Below are 15,370 nucleotides of genomic sequence, written 5' to 3'. Positions count from 1 at the left end.
GACTTTTCGTTCCAGCCTTATTTGTTAGGAAAGAAGGGAACACAAATATGAAAATAATTAATATCATGGTTGGTGGACCTGCGTCAGAAATTCCTGATTTAGCACAATATACGAATACAGATATTAGTTGGGTTGGCGTAGACCGCGGGGCTAAACGTCTATTAGATAGAGGAATTGTTCCGACCGTCGCAATGGGAGATTTTGATTCTTTAACAAAAGAGGAATTAGCTCATTTAAAAACAAAAGTAGCTGATGTACATGAATTTCCTGCTGAAAAGGATGAAACAGATACAGAAATTGGGCTAAGCTGGGCAATGGAACAGAAACCAGATAAGATACGTATTTTTGGAGCAACAGGAGGCCGTTTAGACCACTTACTTGCGAATCTGATGATGCTAACAAAGCCACGATTCTTAGACGCTGTGCCGGTTGTAGAAATGATTGATCGCTATAACTATATCAAAATGTATACACCAGGAAGCTATACAATTGAAAAACTGCCAGATAAAAAATATGTAGCATTCACAACAATGAAAGATGTTACAGGACTTACGCTAAAAGGATTCGTTTATCCACTTGATAATGCCACTTACCCAGTAGGTTCGGCACTTTCGAGTAATGAGTTTGTTGATCAAATTGGAGCGTTTTCTTTTAAAACTGGAATGATTTTATTAACACAAAGTAACGATTAATAAGAAATACGGGTGATTTTCGCCTGTATTTTTTTATTTTTAGACAAAGAAAAAATGCACCGACATGATTGTCGCTGCACTTGATTTCTCCTTCGATTAAACGCGTTCCACTTTACCAGATTTAAGCGCACGAGCAGATACCCAAACTTTTTTAGGTTTGCCGTTAACCAGAATCCGTACTTTTTGCAAGTTAGCTTTCCAAGTACGTTTGCTGGAGTTCATTGCGTGGGAACGTTTGTTACCGGAACGTGATTTGCGGCCTGTAATAACACATTCTTTAGCCATAGTTTACCCCTCCTTACAGAGCTCTTCGGATAATTTATTTAAAATAACCTATCCTTTTGTTTTTCATACACTAGAATAATTTATCATAAACAAGTATACTTTGCAAGAGGATATGCGAAAATAGTGCAAAGAATTTTTACTTGACAGCATAAATGCGGATTTAATCAGCCAAATTTGTGATATGCTTTCCAAAGGGCTGTGATTATAGTAAAATAGGTAAGAACAACTAAACTAGCAATTAAAAACAATAATAAAAAAATAATCGAACGAGAATATAATCCGTAGGGAGGAATATAGAATGGCAATCGAAATCGACACAAAGCTTGGCAAAATTGATATTACTAGTGATGTTATCGCAACAATCGCTGGTGGTGCTGCCGAAGAAAATTTTGGAATTGTAGGTATGGCAAGTAGACATCAAATTCGTGATGGTTTAACCGATATTCTTAGAAGAGAAAATTATACAAAAGGTGTTATTGTAAGACAAGAAGAAGAAGGTATACATATTGACATGTATATCATTGTTAGCTTTGGAACTAAAATTTCAGAAGTAGCTCATAACGTACAAGAACGCGTGAAATACACACTAGAAAAAACACTCGGTATTACAGTGGAATCAGTGAATATTTATGTTCAAGGTGTCCGAGTAATCAAGGAATCATAAGGAGGATTATGTAAGTGAGTATATATCAGTTAGACCCAGAGAAATTTGCAGCAATGATAGCGCTTGGAGCAGAAAATTTAGCGAAAAATGCTGATTTTGTTGATTCATTAAACGTTTTCCCGGTTCCAGATGGCGACACGGGAACAAATATGAATTTATCCATGACAAGTGGAGCAGAAGAAGTAGCAAAAAATGACAAAGAAACAATTAGTGCCGTTGGAGCAAACCTTGCAAAAGGCTTGTTGATGGGAGCACGTGGAAATTCTGGCGTTATCTTATCCCAACTTTTCCGAGGCTTTTCTAAATCAATTGAAAATAAAGAAACACTTAATGCAGAAGAATTTGCAAATGCCTTTGTAAAAGGCGTAGAGACAGCTTATAAAGCAGTAATGAAGCCAGTTGAAGGAACCATTTTAACTGTAGCACGTGAAGCTGCCAAAGCGGGTGTTCTTGCCGCAAATGAACATCAAGAAATCGAATTAGTAATGGAAGCAATTTTGAAACAAGGAAAAGTAGCCCTTGAAAAAACGCCTGATTTACTTCCAGTTTTAAAAGAAGTTGGCGTTGTTGATAGTGGTGGCCAAGGTCTGATTATTATTTATGAAGGATTTTACGGAGTGCTCACTGGTAAAATGGCTGAAGCACCTGATTATATGGCATCAATGGGCGAATTAATTAATGCAGAACATCATCGCCATGTGCAAGACTTTATGTCCACTGAGGATATTCATTTTGGTTATTGTACAGAAATTATTGTGAAGATTAACGAAAATAAACCAGGGCTAAAACCTTTTGATGAAGAACAATTCCGCCAAGACTTAAGTGAACTAGGTGATTCTTTACTTGTAGCGGCAGATGATGAAGTCGTAAAAGTGCATGTGCATGTAGAACATCCTGGTGAAGTTCTAAACTATGGTCAACAATACGGTAGTCTCCTTAAAATGAAAGTAGAAAATATGCGCGAACAGCATAATGAAATCGTTGGCGATGATAAAGCGCCAGCCAAGGAAAAAGCTCCTTATGGTATCGTTACAGTTTCAGCAGGAGAAGGATTGAAAAAACTATTTGAAAGCATGGGCGTATCCATTGTTCTTTCTGGTGGTCAAACAATGAATCCAAGCACAGAAGATATTGTAAAAGCCATTGAATCAGCAAATGCAGAACAAGTTTTTGTTCTTCCAAATAATAAAAATATCCAAATGGCTGCAGAACAAGCGGCTCAAATTCTTGGAGAAGATAAAGTACAAATCATCCCAACTAAAACAATTCCACAAGGGCTTACTGCTGTGCTTACTTTCCAACCAGAACAAGATTTCACTTCCAATGCAGAAGCGATGAGAGAAGCAATTCAGGACGTAGCAAGTGGTCAAGTTACAACAGCTGTACGAGACACTACGGTGGAAGGCGTTGTAATTAAAAAAGACAGTTTTATCGGTATGGTTGAAGGTAAAATCAAAGTCAGCCGCGAAACTTTAGAAGAAGCTGCTTATGAAACATTAGAAAAATTACTTGATGATGATAGCGAAATCGTTACTATTATTTTCGGGGAAGATGCAGATGCTAAAAAAGCAGAACTTTTAGCAGATACTATAACAGAAGCGTTTCCAGATGTAGAAGTAGAAATTCATGAAGGCGACCAACCAGTTTACCCGTACATTTTTGCGGTAGAGTAAAGACTTGTTTTAAATGAATAGAAGAAAGGATGATTTTAGTGAAATTTAATAGCGTGTTTGATATTATTGGTCCAGTAATGATTGGTCCATCGAGTTCTCATACTGCCGGTGCTAGTCGTATTGGTGCCATTGCACGAGCTGTTTTTAATGAACAACCATCCCAAGTAGATATTCATTTATATGGTTCTTTTGCTAAAACGTATAAAGGCCACGGAACAGATGTGGCGCTGATTGGTGGATTGCTTGGTTTTGAGCCAGATGATCCGCGTATGAAAGAATCCGCTAAGCTTGCAGAAGAATGGGGCATGCGCATCCAATTTATTGAAGAAGTGGAAGAGCCGCCTCATCCAAACACTGTCAAATTAGTGTTAAAACATGGTATGCAACAAATGACCTTAATTGGCGCATCGATTGGTGGCGGCAAAGTAGAAATTATTCGCTTAAACGAATTTGAGCTAGAATTCACTGGAACTGCTCCAGCTATCCTTATTTTACATCAAGACAAATTTGGCGCGATTGCAGCAGTGTCATCCGTAATCGCCGACCATAAAATTAATATCGGTCAAATGAAAGTATCGCGCAAAGTAAAAGGCGACGAAGCTTTAATGGTAATAGAAGTTGACCAACAAGTTGAACAAGATTTAATTAGCAAAATTGCTGAATTACCAGGGATTTACCAAGTAGCAAGCGTAATGATTTAATCGTTTTGGTACTTATCTCTAGTAAATCGGTGGCTTTCGCTCGATTTGTGTAAAGCCAAATGTGCGTAAATAAAACGTGCATTTGGCTTTATTTTGAGTTGTAAATCAGGTATGTTGGTAATGAGTATAGAAAGTGAGTGTTGATAATGTTTAGAACTGTTGCAGAATTAGTGAACATCGCTGAACGCGAGAACCTAACTATTGCTGAAATTATGATTAAACGTGAAATGAATATTTCTGGTTTACCGCGGGAGGAAATAACTGCTGCGATGGAACGGAATTTAGATATTATGGAAGAAGCTATTCATGAAGGTGAAGCAGGCGTTACTTCAACTACCGGATTAACAGGCGGAGATGCTGTCCTTATGCAAGACTATATCAAAAAAGGAAACTTCTTATCTGGTGAAGTTTTACTAGATTCAGTAGCAAAAGCGATTGCTACAAATGAAGTCAATGCAGCAATGGGTGTTATTTGTGCAACTCCTACTGCTGGAAGCGCTGGCGTTGTACCAGGCGTACTTTTCTCTTTAAAAGATCGTCTTGATATGACGCGTGAGGACATGGTTAACTTTTTATTCACAGCTGGAGCATTTGGTTATGTAGTTGCGAATAATGCGTTTATAAGTGGGGCAGCGGGTGGTTGTCAGGCGGAAATTGGTTCTGCAAGTGCAATGGCTTCAGCAGCGATTGTAGCAGCAGCGGGAGGAACCCTCGAACAATCTGCGCATGCGATGGCGATGACAATGAAAAATATGCTTGGGCTTGTGTGTGATCCAGTAGCAGGACTTGTAGAAGTACCATGTGTGAAAAGAAATGCCCTTGGTTCTTCGCAAGCAATTATTTCAGCTGATATGGCACTAGCAGGCATTAAAAGTCGTATCCCATGTGATGAAGTGATTGAAGCAATGCACCGCGTTGGGTTACAAATGCCAAGCTCTTTAAGAGAAACGGCAGAAGGAGGATTGGCGGCTACACCGACTGGACGCGCCATTCAGCGGAAGATTTTCGGATTGTCGCCAGAAGATAAACGTGAGTGAACTTAAACGAATCCCGACAACTGAAATCAAAGGAATTGGTGAAGAAACAGCTAAAACTTTAAAAGAGCTAGGTTTATCGACCGTGCATGATTTGCTATGGAACTTCCCGTATCGCTATGAAGATTACCGGTTGCGGGATTTATCGGAAGTAGCGCATGAAGAACGAATTACAATTCAAGGCGAAGTGCTAACCGAAGCAACTGTAGCCTTTTACGGACGAAAAAAATCCAAGCTCTCTTTCCGCGTGTCAACAGAAGGCCAAGTCATCAAAATCGATTTTTTCAACCAACCCTATTTAAAAAATAAAATTACTGTTGGTGAAACAGTGACGATTTCTGGCAAATGGGACAAAAGCCGCGCCCAAATTACAGCCAGCAAAATTAAAATAGGTGCTGTCGAAAACGAAGAAGAATTAGAAGGCGTTTATAGATTAAAAGGAACCCTTCGCAATAAAACTATGCAAAAATACACTCGGCTTGCTTTTGATAGTTATAGCAAGGATATAGAAGAAGTTATCCCAACCAATTTACTAGAAAAATATCAATTAATGGATCGCTTAGAAGCTGTTCGCGTGCTTCATTTTCCAAAAAACAATGAGGAATTAAAACAAGCTAGACGCCGAATGGTTTATGAAGAATTCTTGCTTTTCCAATTAAAAATGCAGTTTTTCCGTAAAATCGAACGTGAGAAGTCGGGTGGGATTTCGATTAATTATGATGTAGAAGATTTGCGTCATTATATTGATTCTTTACCATTCCCGCTAACAAAAGCGCAAAAAAGAGTAGTGAACGAGATTTGCGGAGATATGTTATCGCACTTCCACATGAATCGTTTGTTACAAGGAGACGTTGGATCAGGAAAAACAGTTGTAGCCTCCATCGCGATGTATGCAGCTGCCAAAAGTGGTTTCCAGAGCGCTTTAATGGTCCCAACGGAGATTTTAGCTGAACAACATGCGAATTCTTTAGTGGAGCTACTACAACCCTTTGATATTACAGTTGGTTTGCTAACTAGTAGTGTGAAAGGGAAGCAACGGAGAGAATTACTGGCAATGCTTGAAAATGGCTCAATTGACGTTTTAATTGGCACCCATGCTTTAATCCAAGACGAAGTAATTTATCATCGACTTGGTTTAGTTATTACAGATGAACAACACAGATTTGGCGTAGCACAGCGCCGGATTCTACGGGAAAAAGGTGAATATCCCGATGTGTTATTTATGACCGCAACGCCAATCCCCAGAACACTCGCAATTACAGCTTTCGGGGAAATGGACGTATCGATCATTGATGAACTTCCAGCTGGACGAAAAGAAATTGAAACCTACTGGGTAAAACATCAAATGCTTGATCGCGTTATCGGTTTTATGGAAAAAGAAATCGATAAAGGTCACCAAGTTTATATCATTTGCCCATTAATTGAAGAATCCGAAAAACTCGATGTGCAAAATGCGATAGACGTTTTCAACATTTTACAAAATAAATGGGGCACTAAATATGTTCCAGGACTCATGCACGGCAAGTTATTACCGGCAGACAAAGAACAAATTATGCGCGACTTTAATGATAAAAAAATTGACTGCCTCGTATCCACTACCGTAGTCGAAGTTGGCGTAAATGTTCCGAATGCTACGATGATGGTCATATATGATGCAGACCGTTTTGGTTTAGCGCAGTTGCATCAACTGAGGGGACGAGTGGGGCGAGGGGCTGACCAATCTTATTGTATTTTAATTGCTGACCCAAAAACCGAGGTCGGAAAAGAACGAATGATGATTATGTCAGAAACAAACGATGGCTTTGTTGTCAGCGAACGAGACCTCGAACTTCGTGGACCAGGAGATTTCTTCGGTAGAAAACAAAGTGGCGTTCCAGAATTCAAAGTCGCTGATATGGTTCATGATTACCGTGTGCTTGAAATCGCTCGCCAAGATGCCGTCCATATGATCTTTGAAGAAAACATGTTGGAAAATAAAACGTACGATAAATTAGTGGCGCTACTTGAGGAAGAAGGCGTCTTCACTGAACAAAAACTAGATTAAACCTATGTAACAATCTTTAAAAAAACTTGCAACTTGGCTTGATTTTTAATAACATATTAAAGTACCAATAAATACGAGGAAGTTCTGAAGGTTATCCAGCAGAGGTAACTTCCTTTTTTTAGCCAGTCTTTAGTAGCTGGTGTTAATACCTTTCACAAAAAAAGAGATGAGGAACCGTGCATGAAAAAATATTCTAAGAAGGATCGACAAATGAAACTTCAAGTTGCTATTGAAGAAAATCCTTTCATAACAGATGAGCAACTTGCTGAAAAATTTGGGGTTAGCGTTCAGACTATCCGTTTAGACCGGGTGGCTCTTTCTATCCCTGAACTCAGAGAGCGAATCAAACATGTAGCGAGTGTCAATTATGCCGACGCAGTAAAAAGTCTTCCCATCGATGAAGTGATTGGTGAAATTATTGATATCCAACTTAGTAAGAGTGCAATTTCTATTTTTGACGTGAGAAGTGAGCATGTTTTTAAACGAAATAAAATCGCTCGAGGGCATCACCTATTTGCCCAAGCTAATTCCTTAGCAACCGCAGTCATCCCAAATGAACTCGCTTTAACTACACAAGCAACCGTTCGCTTTGTTCGTTCTGTATACGAAGGTGAACGCATCATAGCAAAAGCAAAAGTACGTCCAGCAACAGACAACAGAGCTATTACTATAGTGGATGTAAAAAGCTATGTTGGAGACGAAATTGTACTCAAAGGTAAGTTTGAAATGTATCACGCAACGCAAAAATGAAAATAAAGGACTGACGTATAATGAAAATTGCTGTAGATGCGATGGGTGGAGATCACGCACCAAAAGAAATTGTTTTAGGTGTAATGAAAGCTGTTGCCCAATATAAAGATATCGAAATTCTTCTTTTTGGAGACGAAACAAAAATAAATGAACATTTAACAGATAAAACTCGTGTGAAAATCATACATACCGATGAAAAAATAGAAAGTGACGATGAACCAGTTCGCGCCGTAAAACGGAAGAAAAAAGCTTCCATGGTACTTGCAGCCCAAGCCGTAAAAGACGGAGAAGCAGATGCCTGTATCTCAGCAGGAAATACAGGTGCCCTTATGTCTACTGGACTCTTTGTCATTGGACGCATTAAAGGGATTGACCGTCCAGCACTTGCGCCAACACTTCCAACCGTTACTGGAAAAGGCTTTGTTATGCTCGACTTAGGTGCAAATGCCGAAGCAAAACCAGAACATTTATTACAGTTTGGCTTAATGGGTTCGGTCTATGCGGAAAAAGTACGTAAAATCGAACGCCCACGTGTGGCACTTTTAAACATCGGAACAGAAGAAACAAAAGGAAACGAATTAACAAAAAAATCATTTGAGCTAATGAAAAATCAAGATGCTTATGAATTTATCGGTAATATCGAAGCACGTGATTTGTTAATGGATGTAGCAGATGTAGTTGTTACTGACGGATTCACTGGTAATATGGTACTTAAGTCAATTGAAGGAACAGGTGCAGCTTTCCTAAGTATGCTAAAAATGAGCTTACTAAATGGCTTTAAAAATAAAGTCGCAGCAAGCTTCCTGAAAAAAGATTTAATGGAACTAAAAGCAAAAATGGATTATAGCGAATATGGTGGCGCTTGTTTATTCGGTGTTCAAGCACCAGTTGTAAAAGCACACGGATCATCTAATGCAAATGGTATTTTTACCACGATTCGTCAAGTACGTGAAATGGTTGAAAAACAAGTTGTTGAAACCATCAAATCAGAAGTAGATAAAGTAAAAGTAGGAGGAACAGAAACAAATGACTAAAATCGCATTCGTATTTCCCGGTCAAGGAGCACAAAAAATTGGCATGGGGCAAGATGTAGCTGCAGAATATCCAGAAGCAAAAAAAATCTATGATGCTGCTGATGATAGATTAGGCTTTTCCATCACAGATGTTATTACAGAAGGACCAATCGAATTATTAACGAAATCCGAAAATGCACAACCAGCATTAGTTTCAACAAGTGTAGCTATTTTACGCGCATTAGAAACATATGGTGTTAAAGCGGATTACGTAGCAGGACATAGCCTTGGCGAATATAGCGCGCTTGTTGCTGGCGGATTTTTAGAAGCAAGTGATGCGATTTATCTTGTTCGTAAACGCGGAGAATTAATGGAAGCCGCTGTACCAAATGGCGCCGGCGCAATGGCTGCGGTTCTTGGCGTAGACCGTGAAACATTAAAAAAAGTAACCGAAGAAGTAACAGCTGAAGGGGATGCAGTTCAACTTGCTAACCTGAACTGTCCAGGACAAATCGTTATCTCTGGAACAACAGCTGGCGTTGAAAAAGCTGGCGAAAAAGCAAAAGAAAGTGGTGCGAAACGCGTATTACCACTTGCTGTTAGCGGACCTTTCCACTCAAGTTTAATGGAACCAGCTGCACTTGCTTTCCGTGATATTTTAGCAGAAGTTAAAATTTCTGATGGTCAAATTCCAGTAGTTAATAACGTGGATGCTAAAGAAACTACGGATAAATCCGAAATTAGCGATAAACTAATCAAGCAAATTTATTCCCCAGTATTATGGGAAGATATTGTCGAAGAATTAATTAAAAACGGCGTAGATACTTTTGTTGAAATTGGTTCTGGAAAAGTCTTAGCTGGTTTAATTAAGAAAATCAATCGTGATGTAACCGTACTGTCCGCAGGTGATGTTGAGTCAGTGAAAAGTGTTGCCGCGACATTGAAAGGAGAATAATTAATGACTTTACAAGGCAAAGTAGCAGTAGTAACAGGTGGATCACGCGGAATCGGTCGTGACATCGCCATCAAATTAGCTAAAGAAGGCGCAAATATTTTCTTCAATTACAATGGTAGCCCAGAAGCTGCGGAAGAAACAGCAAAACTCGTTGCCGAACATGGTGTAGAAGTAGAAGCAATGAAAGCAAACGTATCGATTGCTGAAGATGTGGATGCATTTTTCAAACAAGCAATAGAGCGCTTTGGTCGTATCGACATTTTAGTCAATAATGCGGGAATTACGCGTGATAATTTATTAATGCGTATGAAAGAAGACGAGTGGGATGACGTTATTAACATCAACCTAAAAGGAACTTTCCTTTGTACAAAAGCAGTAAGTCGTACAATGATGAAACAACGCGCTGGTAAAATTATCAACATGGCTTCTGTTGTTGGCTTAATTGGTAATGCAGGTCAAGCAAACTATGTTGCAAGTAAAGCAGGCGTAATTGGCTTAACAAAAACAACTGCTCGTGAACTTGCTCCACGTGGTATTAACGTTAATGCTGTTGCTCCTGGTTTCATTACAACAGAAATGACAGACAAATTAGATGATAAAACAAAAGAAGCAATGCTAGCTCAAATTCCGCTTGGTGCTTACGGAACAACGGAAGATATTGCGAATGCAGTTCTTTTCTTAGCAAGCGATGCATCGAAGTATATTACTGGCCAAACACTATCCGTTGATGGCGGAATGGTAATGTAAAATTGGTTAATGAATGCGAATTTACTTGGCTCGCATTACTTTAAATATTTTTGTTTACGTAGGAGAAATAATCCTATATAATACTTGGAGGGAGGTGAAGTGAAAAATGGCAGAAGTATTAGAAAAAGTTACAAAAATCATCGTAGACCGTCTAGGTGTCGAGGAATCCAAAGTAACTTTAGAAGCTTCCTTCAAAGAAGATCTAGGTGCAGATTCCCTAGATGTTGTTGAATTAGTAATGGAACTTGAAGACGAGTTCGGAGTTGAAATCTCTGATGGCGACGCTGAAAACATTAACACAGTTGGTGATGCAGTGAAGTACATAGAGGCAAACGCATAAAACTTTATGTGACCGGATAAATGAGGGTGCCCGTGTTACTTATCTTTGCTGTGGTAACTTCCGCACGTGAGATAAGTAGCACAGGTAGCCTCTTTTTCAAGGTTAAGAAGATTTGTTGGTTCATTTTCTAAGCAGCTTTTTGCTAGTGGCTGTTTAGAAAATGAACTTGCTTACTAGTATAGAGAGGGGCAAGTGAAATGAATCAATGGGAAGAATTACAAGAAAGTGTTGGTTTTGATTTTCAAAATGTAGAATTATTACAGCAAGCATTCACACATTCCTCGTATGTCAATGAACATCGCCGGGAAAATGTGAAAGATAATGAGCGCCTAGAATTTCTTGGTGATGCAGTCCTTGAACTAACTGTTTCAGACTACCTTTTTAATAAATATCCAGATATGGCAGAAGGACACATGACAAAAATGCGTGCAGCTATTGTATGTGAACCTTCCTTAGTAGAGTTCGCGGAAGCAGTACATTTCTCTAAATATGTGCGTCTAGGTAAAGGAGAAGAAAAAGCAGGTGGGAGAACACGCCCGGCTTTACTTGCTGATGTATTTGAATCTTTTATCGGTGCACTATACTTAGATAATGGTATTGATAAAGTCGTGAAATTTCTAGAACGAGTTATTTTTCCGAAGATTGATGCAGGTGCATACTTGCAAACAGTCGATTACAAAACGCAACTACAAGAGATTGTTCAACGGGACCGTGATGTCTTGATCGAATATGATATTCTTGGCGAAACAGGACCAGCACACAATAAAGCATTCGATGCCCAAGTTATTGTTAACGGACAAGTACTCGGAAAAGGCAGCGGTAGAACAAAAAAACAAGCAGAACAAAGTGCGGCACAATTTGCTATAAATCAACTAACACATAGATAAACAAAAATGGAGGTGTCCGGACATGTTATTAAAACGATTAGAAATGAATGGCTTTAAATCCTTTGCTGACAAAGTTGCGATAGATTTCGTGCCCGGCATGACTGCAGTTGTAGGGCCAAATGGTAGCGGGAAAAGTAATATTACAGAAGCAATCCGCTGGGTACTTGGTGAGCAGTCCGCTAAATCGCTCCGTGGTGGCCGAATGGGCGATGTTATTTTTGCTGGAAGTGATACGCGTAAACCAATTAATTTTGCAGAAGTATCGCTTATTCTCGAAAATGAAGACCATTTTTTACCACTTGATTATAGCGAAGTAGCTGTAACTAGACGTATTTACCGTAATGGTGATAGTGAATTTTTAATCAATAAAGAAAATTGTCGACTGAAAGATATTGTCGATTTATTTATGGATTCTGGACTTGGGAGAGAGTCTTTTTCGATAATCTCACAAGGGAAAATCGATGAAATTCTGAACAGTAAGCCAGAAGAACGCCGCTCGATTTTTGAAGAAGCAGCCGGCGTACTTAAATACAAACATCGTAAAAAACAAGCTGAAAATAAATTATTTGAAACCGAAGAAAATTTAAATCGTGTACAAGATATTTTATATGAATTAGAAGGGCAACTGGAGCCGCTCGAAATGCAAGCTTCTATTGCCAAGGATTATTTATTCCAACAAGAAGAACTAGAAAAATACGAAGTGACGTTACTTGCGAGTGAAATCAGTTCTTTAACAGAAAAACTAGCTGAAGTCCGTAAAGAGTTTGGTGAAAATCAAACGGTTTTAATTAAGCTACGCGAAGAATTACATGCGGAAGAAGCAATTGTTTCCCGTGAAAAACAAGCGCTTAATGAAACTGATATTGCGCTAGATAATTTACAAGAGCGTTTGTTAGTAGAAACCGAAAAACTCGAACAACTAGAAGGAGAGCGGAATCTTCAATTAGAACGTAAAAAACATAGCAGCGAAAACGAACAAGTCTACGCAGAAACATTGGCTGCGATTACCGAAAAAATTACTGCTCTTGAAGAACAAAAAGAAGTGCTAAGTAGTTCAAAACTCGAAAAAGAAACGGCGCTTGAAATTGCCGTAAAAGCGAAAAAAGAACTAGAAGCGACACTTTCAAAATATGATGATTTATCCGAAGAAGCGATTGAAAATCGTAAAAGTGATTATATTGATTTACGCCATACACAAACGACAATCAATAATGATTTAGGGTATATCGAACGCCAAATCGGACAAATTACTAGCCGAATTGATAAATTAGATTTAGAAAATAGTCAACATGTCGATGAAAGAAAAGATATGTTAGCTCAAATTGATACAACAAAAATGCACCTTACAAAAATCCAAAGTGAGCTCACAGAACAAATGGAAATATACCGTGAAGTGCAGCAAACATTGGCAAAACAAGAAGCTGTTTTTGGAACACAAGAACGTGCGCTTTATAAACATTATGAAACAGTTCAACAAATGAAATCACGGAAAGAAACCTTAGAAGAATTGGCAGATGATTATGCCGGATTTTTCCAAGGCGTGCGTGAAGTATTAAAAGCAAAAAAAGAAATTCCTGGCATATTGGGAGCTTTAGTAGAACTTATTGAAATACCAGCAAAATATCAACAAGCTATGGAAACAGCGCTCGGAGCAAGTGCGCAAAATGTCGTTGTTGAAGATGACCGAGTTGCTCGTGAAGCAATCAGCTTTTTAAAGAAAACGAAAAGCGGTCGCGCAACATTTTTACCACTTTCAACTATTCAACCTCGAGAATTACCAGCAGCAACTAAAAACGCTTTAAGTAATCAACCAGCTTTCATCGCGCTTGCTAGCGAAGTAATTTCATTTGACCAAAAAGTGTCTCCAGTGATTTTAAACGCGCTCGGTACAACGATTTTAGCGAAAGATTTAAAAGGGGCAAATACGCTCGCTCGTTTAGTAAACTTCAGGTATCGCATTGTGACACTTGAAGGTGATGTGGTTAATGCCGGTGGTTCAATGACTGGTGGAGCAACAAAAGGCGGCAAATCGTCTATCTTAACGAGAAAACACGAATTAGGTCAATTAGCAGAAAAAATCGCTGAATTAAATAATTCCACTCGTGAACTCGAGTCTGCTGTTCAAATTGCCAAAGATAGCATGTCGAAAAAACGAGAAGAACTTGAAGAAACTCGTGTTATTGGTGAAAATTTACGTTTACAAGAAAAAGAATTGCTTGGTAAATTAGATCGCGAAACCGAAAATCTAGAACGTTTTAACAAACAATTACAGCTATATGATATTGAAAAAGCAGATGGCAGCGAAGAATTAAACAAACTGCTGGAACGAAAAGAAACGCTACTTCAAGAGCAAGTAGAAATCGCTAAACAAATCGAAAAAACCGACGAAGAAATAAAAGCGATGACATCTTCAAGTAAAGCACTAGAAAGTAAACGTACAGCAGATTTAGAAAGCTTGTCGTCCTTAAAAGCGCAAATTGCCGCTAAACGTGAGCAGTTACAGTCTGCCGTCGAAGCAGTAGACCGCGTAACAATGACATTACATGAAAACTATGAACAAAAAGAAGCAGCTGAGCAAAAACTTGCTTCCTTAAAAACAAATCTATCAAGTGTCCATACAAGCGAAGAGTCTGCTAGAAAATCCATCGAAGAACTTCGTAAAGACAAAGCAGAGACAAGTGAAAAACTAAATCAAACAAGACAAACTCGCACCGAACTACAAGAAAAAATAGAACTACTAGAAGCTGAGTTGACGCAAAAAAATAACCAAATTAGTTTTTATGTGGAACAAAAAAATAATGCGGAAATAAGCATCGGTCGTCTCGAAGTAGATATTACCAACCGAATCGATCGCTTGCAAGAAGCCTATTTACTAACACCAGAACAAGCCGAAGAAAAAATCTTACCAGAAGTAGATACGGAACAAGCACGTTCTAAAGTTCGTTTATTAAAACGTTCGATAGACGAGCTCGGAATCGTTAATATTGGCGCTATTGAAGAATTTGATCGCATCCAAGAACGCTTTGACTTTTTAACAGGGCAACAAGCGGATTTACTTGCCGCAAAAGAAACCCTCTTTAAAGTTATGGACGAAATGGATGAAGAAATGAAAATTCGTTTCAGTGAGAGTTTTGAAGCAATAAAAACAGAATTTGCCATTGTTTTCCCAGAATTATTTGGCGGAGGAAGTGCGGAACTCGTACTACTTGATCCAGAGAATCTACTAACGACAGGGATTGACATCGTCGTTCAACCACCAGGGAAAAAACTACAAAACTTATCGCTTCGTTCTGGCGGAGAGCGTGCATTAACTGCGATTGCATTACTTTTTGCTATCATTCGTGTTCGACCAGTACCATTCTGTATTTTGGATGAAGTAGAGGCGGCCTTAGATGAAGCCAATGTTACACGTTTTAGCCGCTACTTAAAACAATTTGAGTCAGGCACTCAGTTTATCGTTATTACGCACCGAAAAGGAACAATGGAAGAAGCCGACGTACTCTACGGTGTCACAATGCAAGAGTCCGGCGTCTCCAAATTAGTTTCGGTTCGCTTAGAAGAAACAGCCGAACTCATTAAATAAAA

The 15,370-nt window shown here is 38.9% G+C and carries 14 protein-coding genes; 13 read left to right on the top strand and 1 reads right to left on the bottom strand.

What is annotated here, in order from left to right:
• Positions 1-47: 47 nt before the first annotated feature.
• Positions 48-692, top strand: a complete 645-nt coding sequence (locus AC4PG8_RS07320; RefSeq protein ID WP_185540655.1) for a thiamine diphosphokinase — start codon at positions 48-50, stop codon at positions 690-692.
• A 96-nt stretch (positions 693-788) separates the two neighbouring features.
• Here AC4PG8_RS07320 and rpmB read toward each other — a convergent pair whose 3' ends face one another.
• Entirely contained in the window at positions 789-977 is a 189-nt protein-coding gene (gene rpmB, locus AC4PG8_RS07315; RefSeq protein WP_003720131.1) for a 50S ribosomal protein L28, read from the bottom strand.
• A gap of 298 nt (positions 978-1,275) precedes the next feature.
• Here rpmB and AC4PG8_RS07310 point away from each other — a divergent pair, with 298 nt between their 5' ends.
• The 12 genes from AC4PG8_RS07310 to smc all read left to right on the top strand — a co-directional run bounded on the left by AC4PG8_RS07310 (position 1,276) and on the right by smc (position 15,368).
• Positions 1,276-1,641, top strand: coding sequence for an Asp23/Gls24 family envelope stress response protein (locus AC4PG8_RS07310; protein ID WP_003720130.1), 366 nt, complete (start codon positions 1,276-1,278; stop codon positions 1,639-1,641).
• Positions 1,642-1,655: 14 nt separating this feature from the next.
• Positions 1,656-3,314, top strand: a complete 1,659-nt coding sequence (locus AC4PG8_RS07305) for a DAK2 domain-containing protein (protein ID WP_045554484.1) — start codon at positions 1,656-1,658, stop codon at positions 3,312-3,314.
• Positions 3,315-3,352: 38 nt separating this feature from the next.
• The gene (gene sdaAB / locus AC4PG8_RS07300; protein ID WP_010991023.1) at positions 3,353-4,015 is read left to right on the top strand and encodes an L-serine ammonia-lyase, iron-sulfur-dependent subunit beta; all 663 of its coding nucleotides are present in this window, start codon (positions 3,353-3,355) and stop codon (positions 4,013-4,015) included.
• Positions 4,016-4,161: 146 nt separating this feature from the next.
• The gene (gene sdaAA / locus AC4PG8_RS07295; RefSeq protein ID WP_492170220.1) at positions 4,162-5,052 is read left to right on the top strand and encodes an L-serine ammonia-lyase, iron-sulfur-dependent, subunit alpha; all 891 of its coding nucleotides are present in this window, start codon (positions 4,162-4,164) and stop codon (positions 5,050-5,052) included.
• Complete coding sequence (recG, locus tag AC4PG8_RS07290; protein ID WP_185505119.1) at positions 5,045-7,093, top strand: ATP-dependent DNA helicase RecG; 2,049 nt, start codon at positions 5,045-5,047, stop codon at positions 7,091-7,093. The genes sdaAA and recG overlap by 8 nt, the downstream gene beginning before the upstream one ends.
• A gap of 180 nt (positions 7,094-7,273) precedes the next feature.
• Positions 7,274-7,843: a transcription factor FapR gene (fapR, locus tag AC4PG8_RS07285; RefSeq protein WP_003762917.1), complete on the top strand. Its 570-nt coding sequence runs from the start codon at positions 7,274-7,276 to the stop codon at positions 7,841-7,843.
• Between the two features lie 20 nt (positions 7,844-7,863).
• On the top strand, positions 7,864-8,877 hold the full coding sequence (gene plsX / locus AC4PG8_RS07280; protein ID WP_003767427.1) for a phosphate acyltransferase PlsX: 1,014 nt from the start codon (positions 7,864-7,866) through the stop codon (positions 8,875-8,877).
• A complete protein-coding gene (gene fabD / locus AC4PG8_RS07275) occupies positions 8,870-9,811 on the top strand; it encodes an ACP S-malonyltransferase (RefSeq protein ID WP_267650234.1) in 942 nt (313 codons plus the stop codon). The genes plsX and fabD overlap by 8 nt, the downstream gene beginning before the upstream one ends.
• A 3-nt stretch (positions 9,812-9,814) precedes the next feature.
• Positions 9,815-10,558, top strand: coding sequence for a 3-oxoacyl-[acyl-carrier-protein] reductase (gene fabG, locus AC4PG8_RS07270; RefSeq protein WP_185510842.1), 744 nt, complete (start codon positions 9,815-9,817; stop codon positions 10,556-10,558).
• Between the two features lie 106 nt (positions 10,559-10,664).
• Positions 10,665-10,898 (top strand): acyl carrier protein, encoded by a 234-nt coding sequence (locus AC4PG8_RS07265; protein ID WP_003723866.1) that lies wholly within the window; start codon positions 10,665-10,667, stop codon positions 10,896-10,898.
• A 197-nt stretch (positions 10,899-11,095) separates the two neighbouring features.
• On the top strand, positions 11,096-11,785 hold the full coding sequence (gene rnc / locus AC4PG8_RS07260; protein WP_003762908.1) for a ribonuclease III: 690 nt from the start codon (positions 11,096-11,098) through the stop codon (positions 11,783-11,785).
• Positions 11,786-11,807: 22 nt separating this feature from the next.
• Positions 11,808-15,368, top strand: coding sequence for a chromosome segregation protein SMC (smc, locus tag AC4PG8_RS07255; RefSeq protein ID WP_492170219.1), 3,561 nt, complete (start codon positions 11,808-11,810; stop codon positions 15,366-15,368).
• The last annotated feature ends 2 nt before the right edge of the window (positions 15,369-15,370 follow it).

Source organism: Listeria sp. MAN/IMW/UF555, from assembly GCF_058684075.1.
The sequence above is the reverse complement of the archived record's forward strand: the minus strand, read 5'-3'. Positions and strand labels throughout refer to the sequence as shown.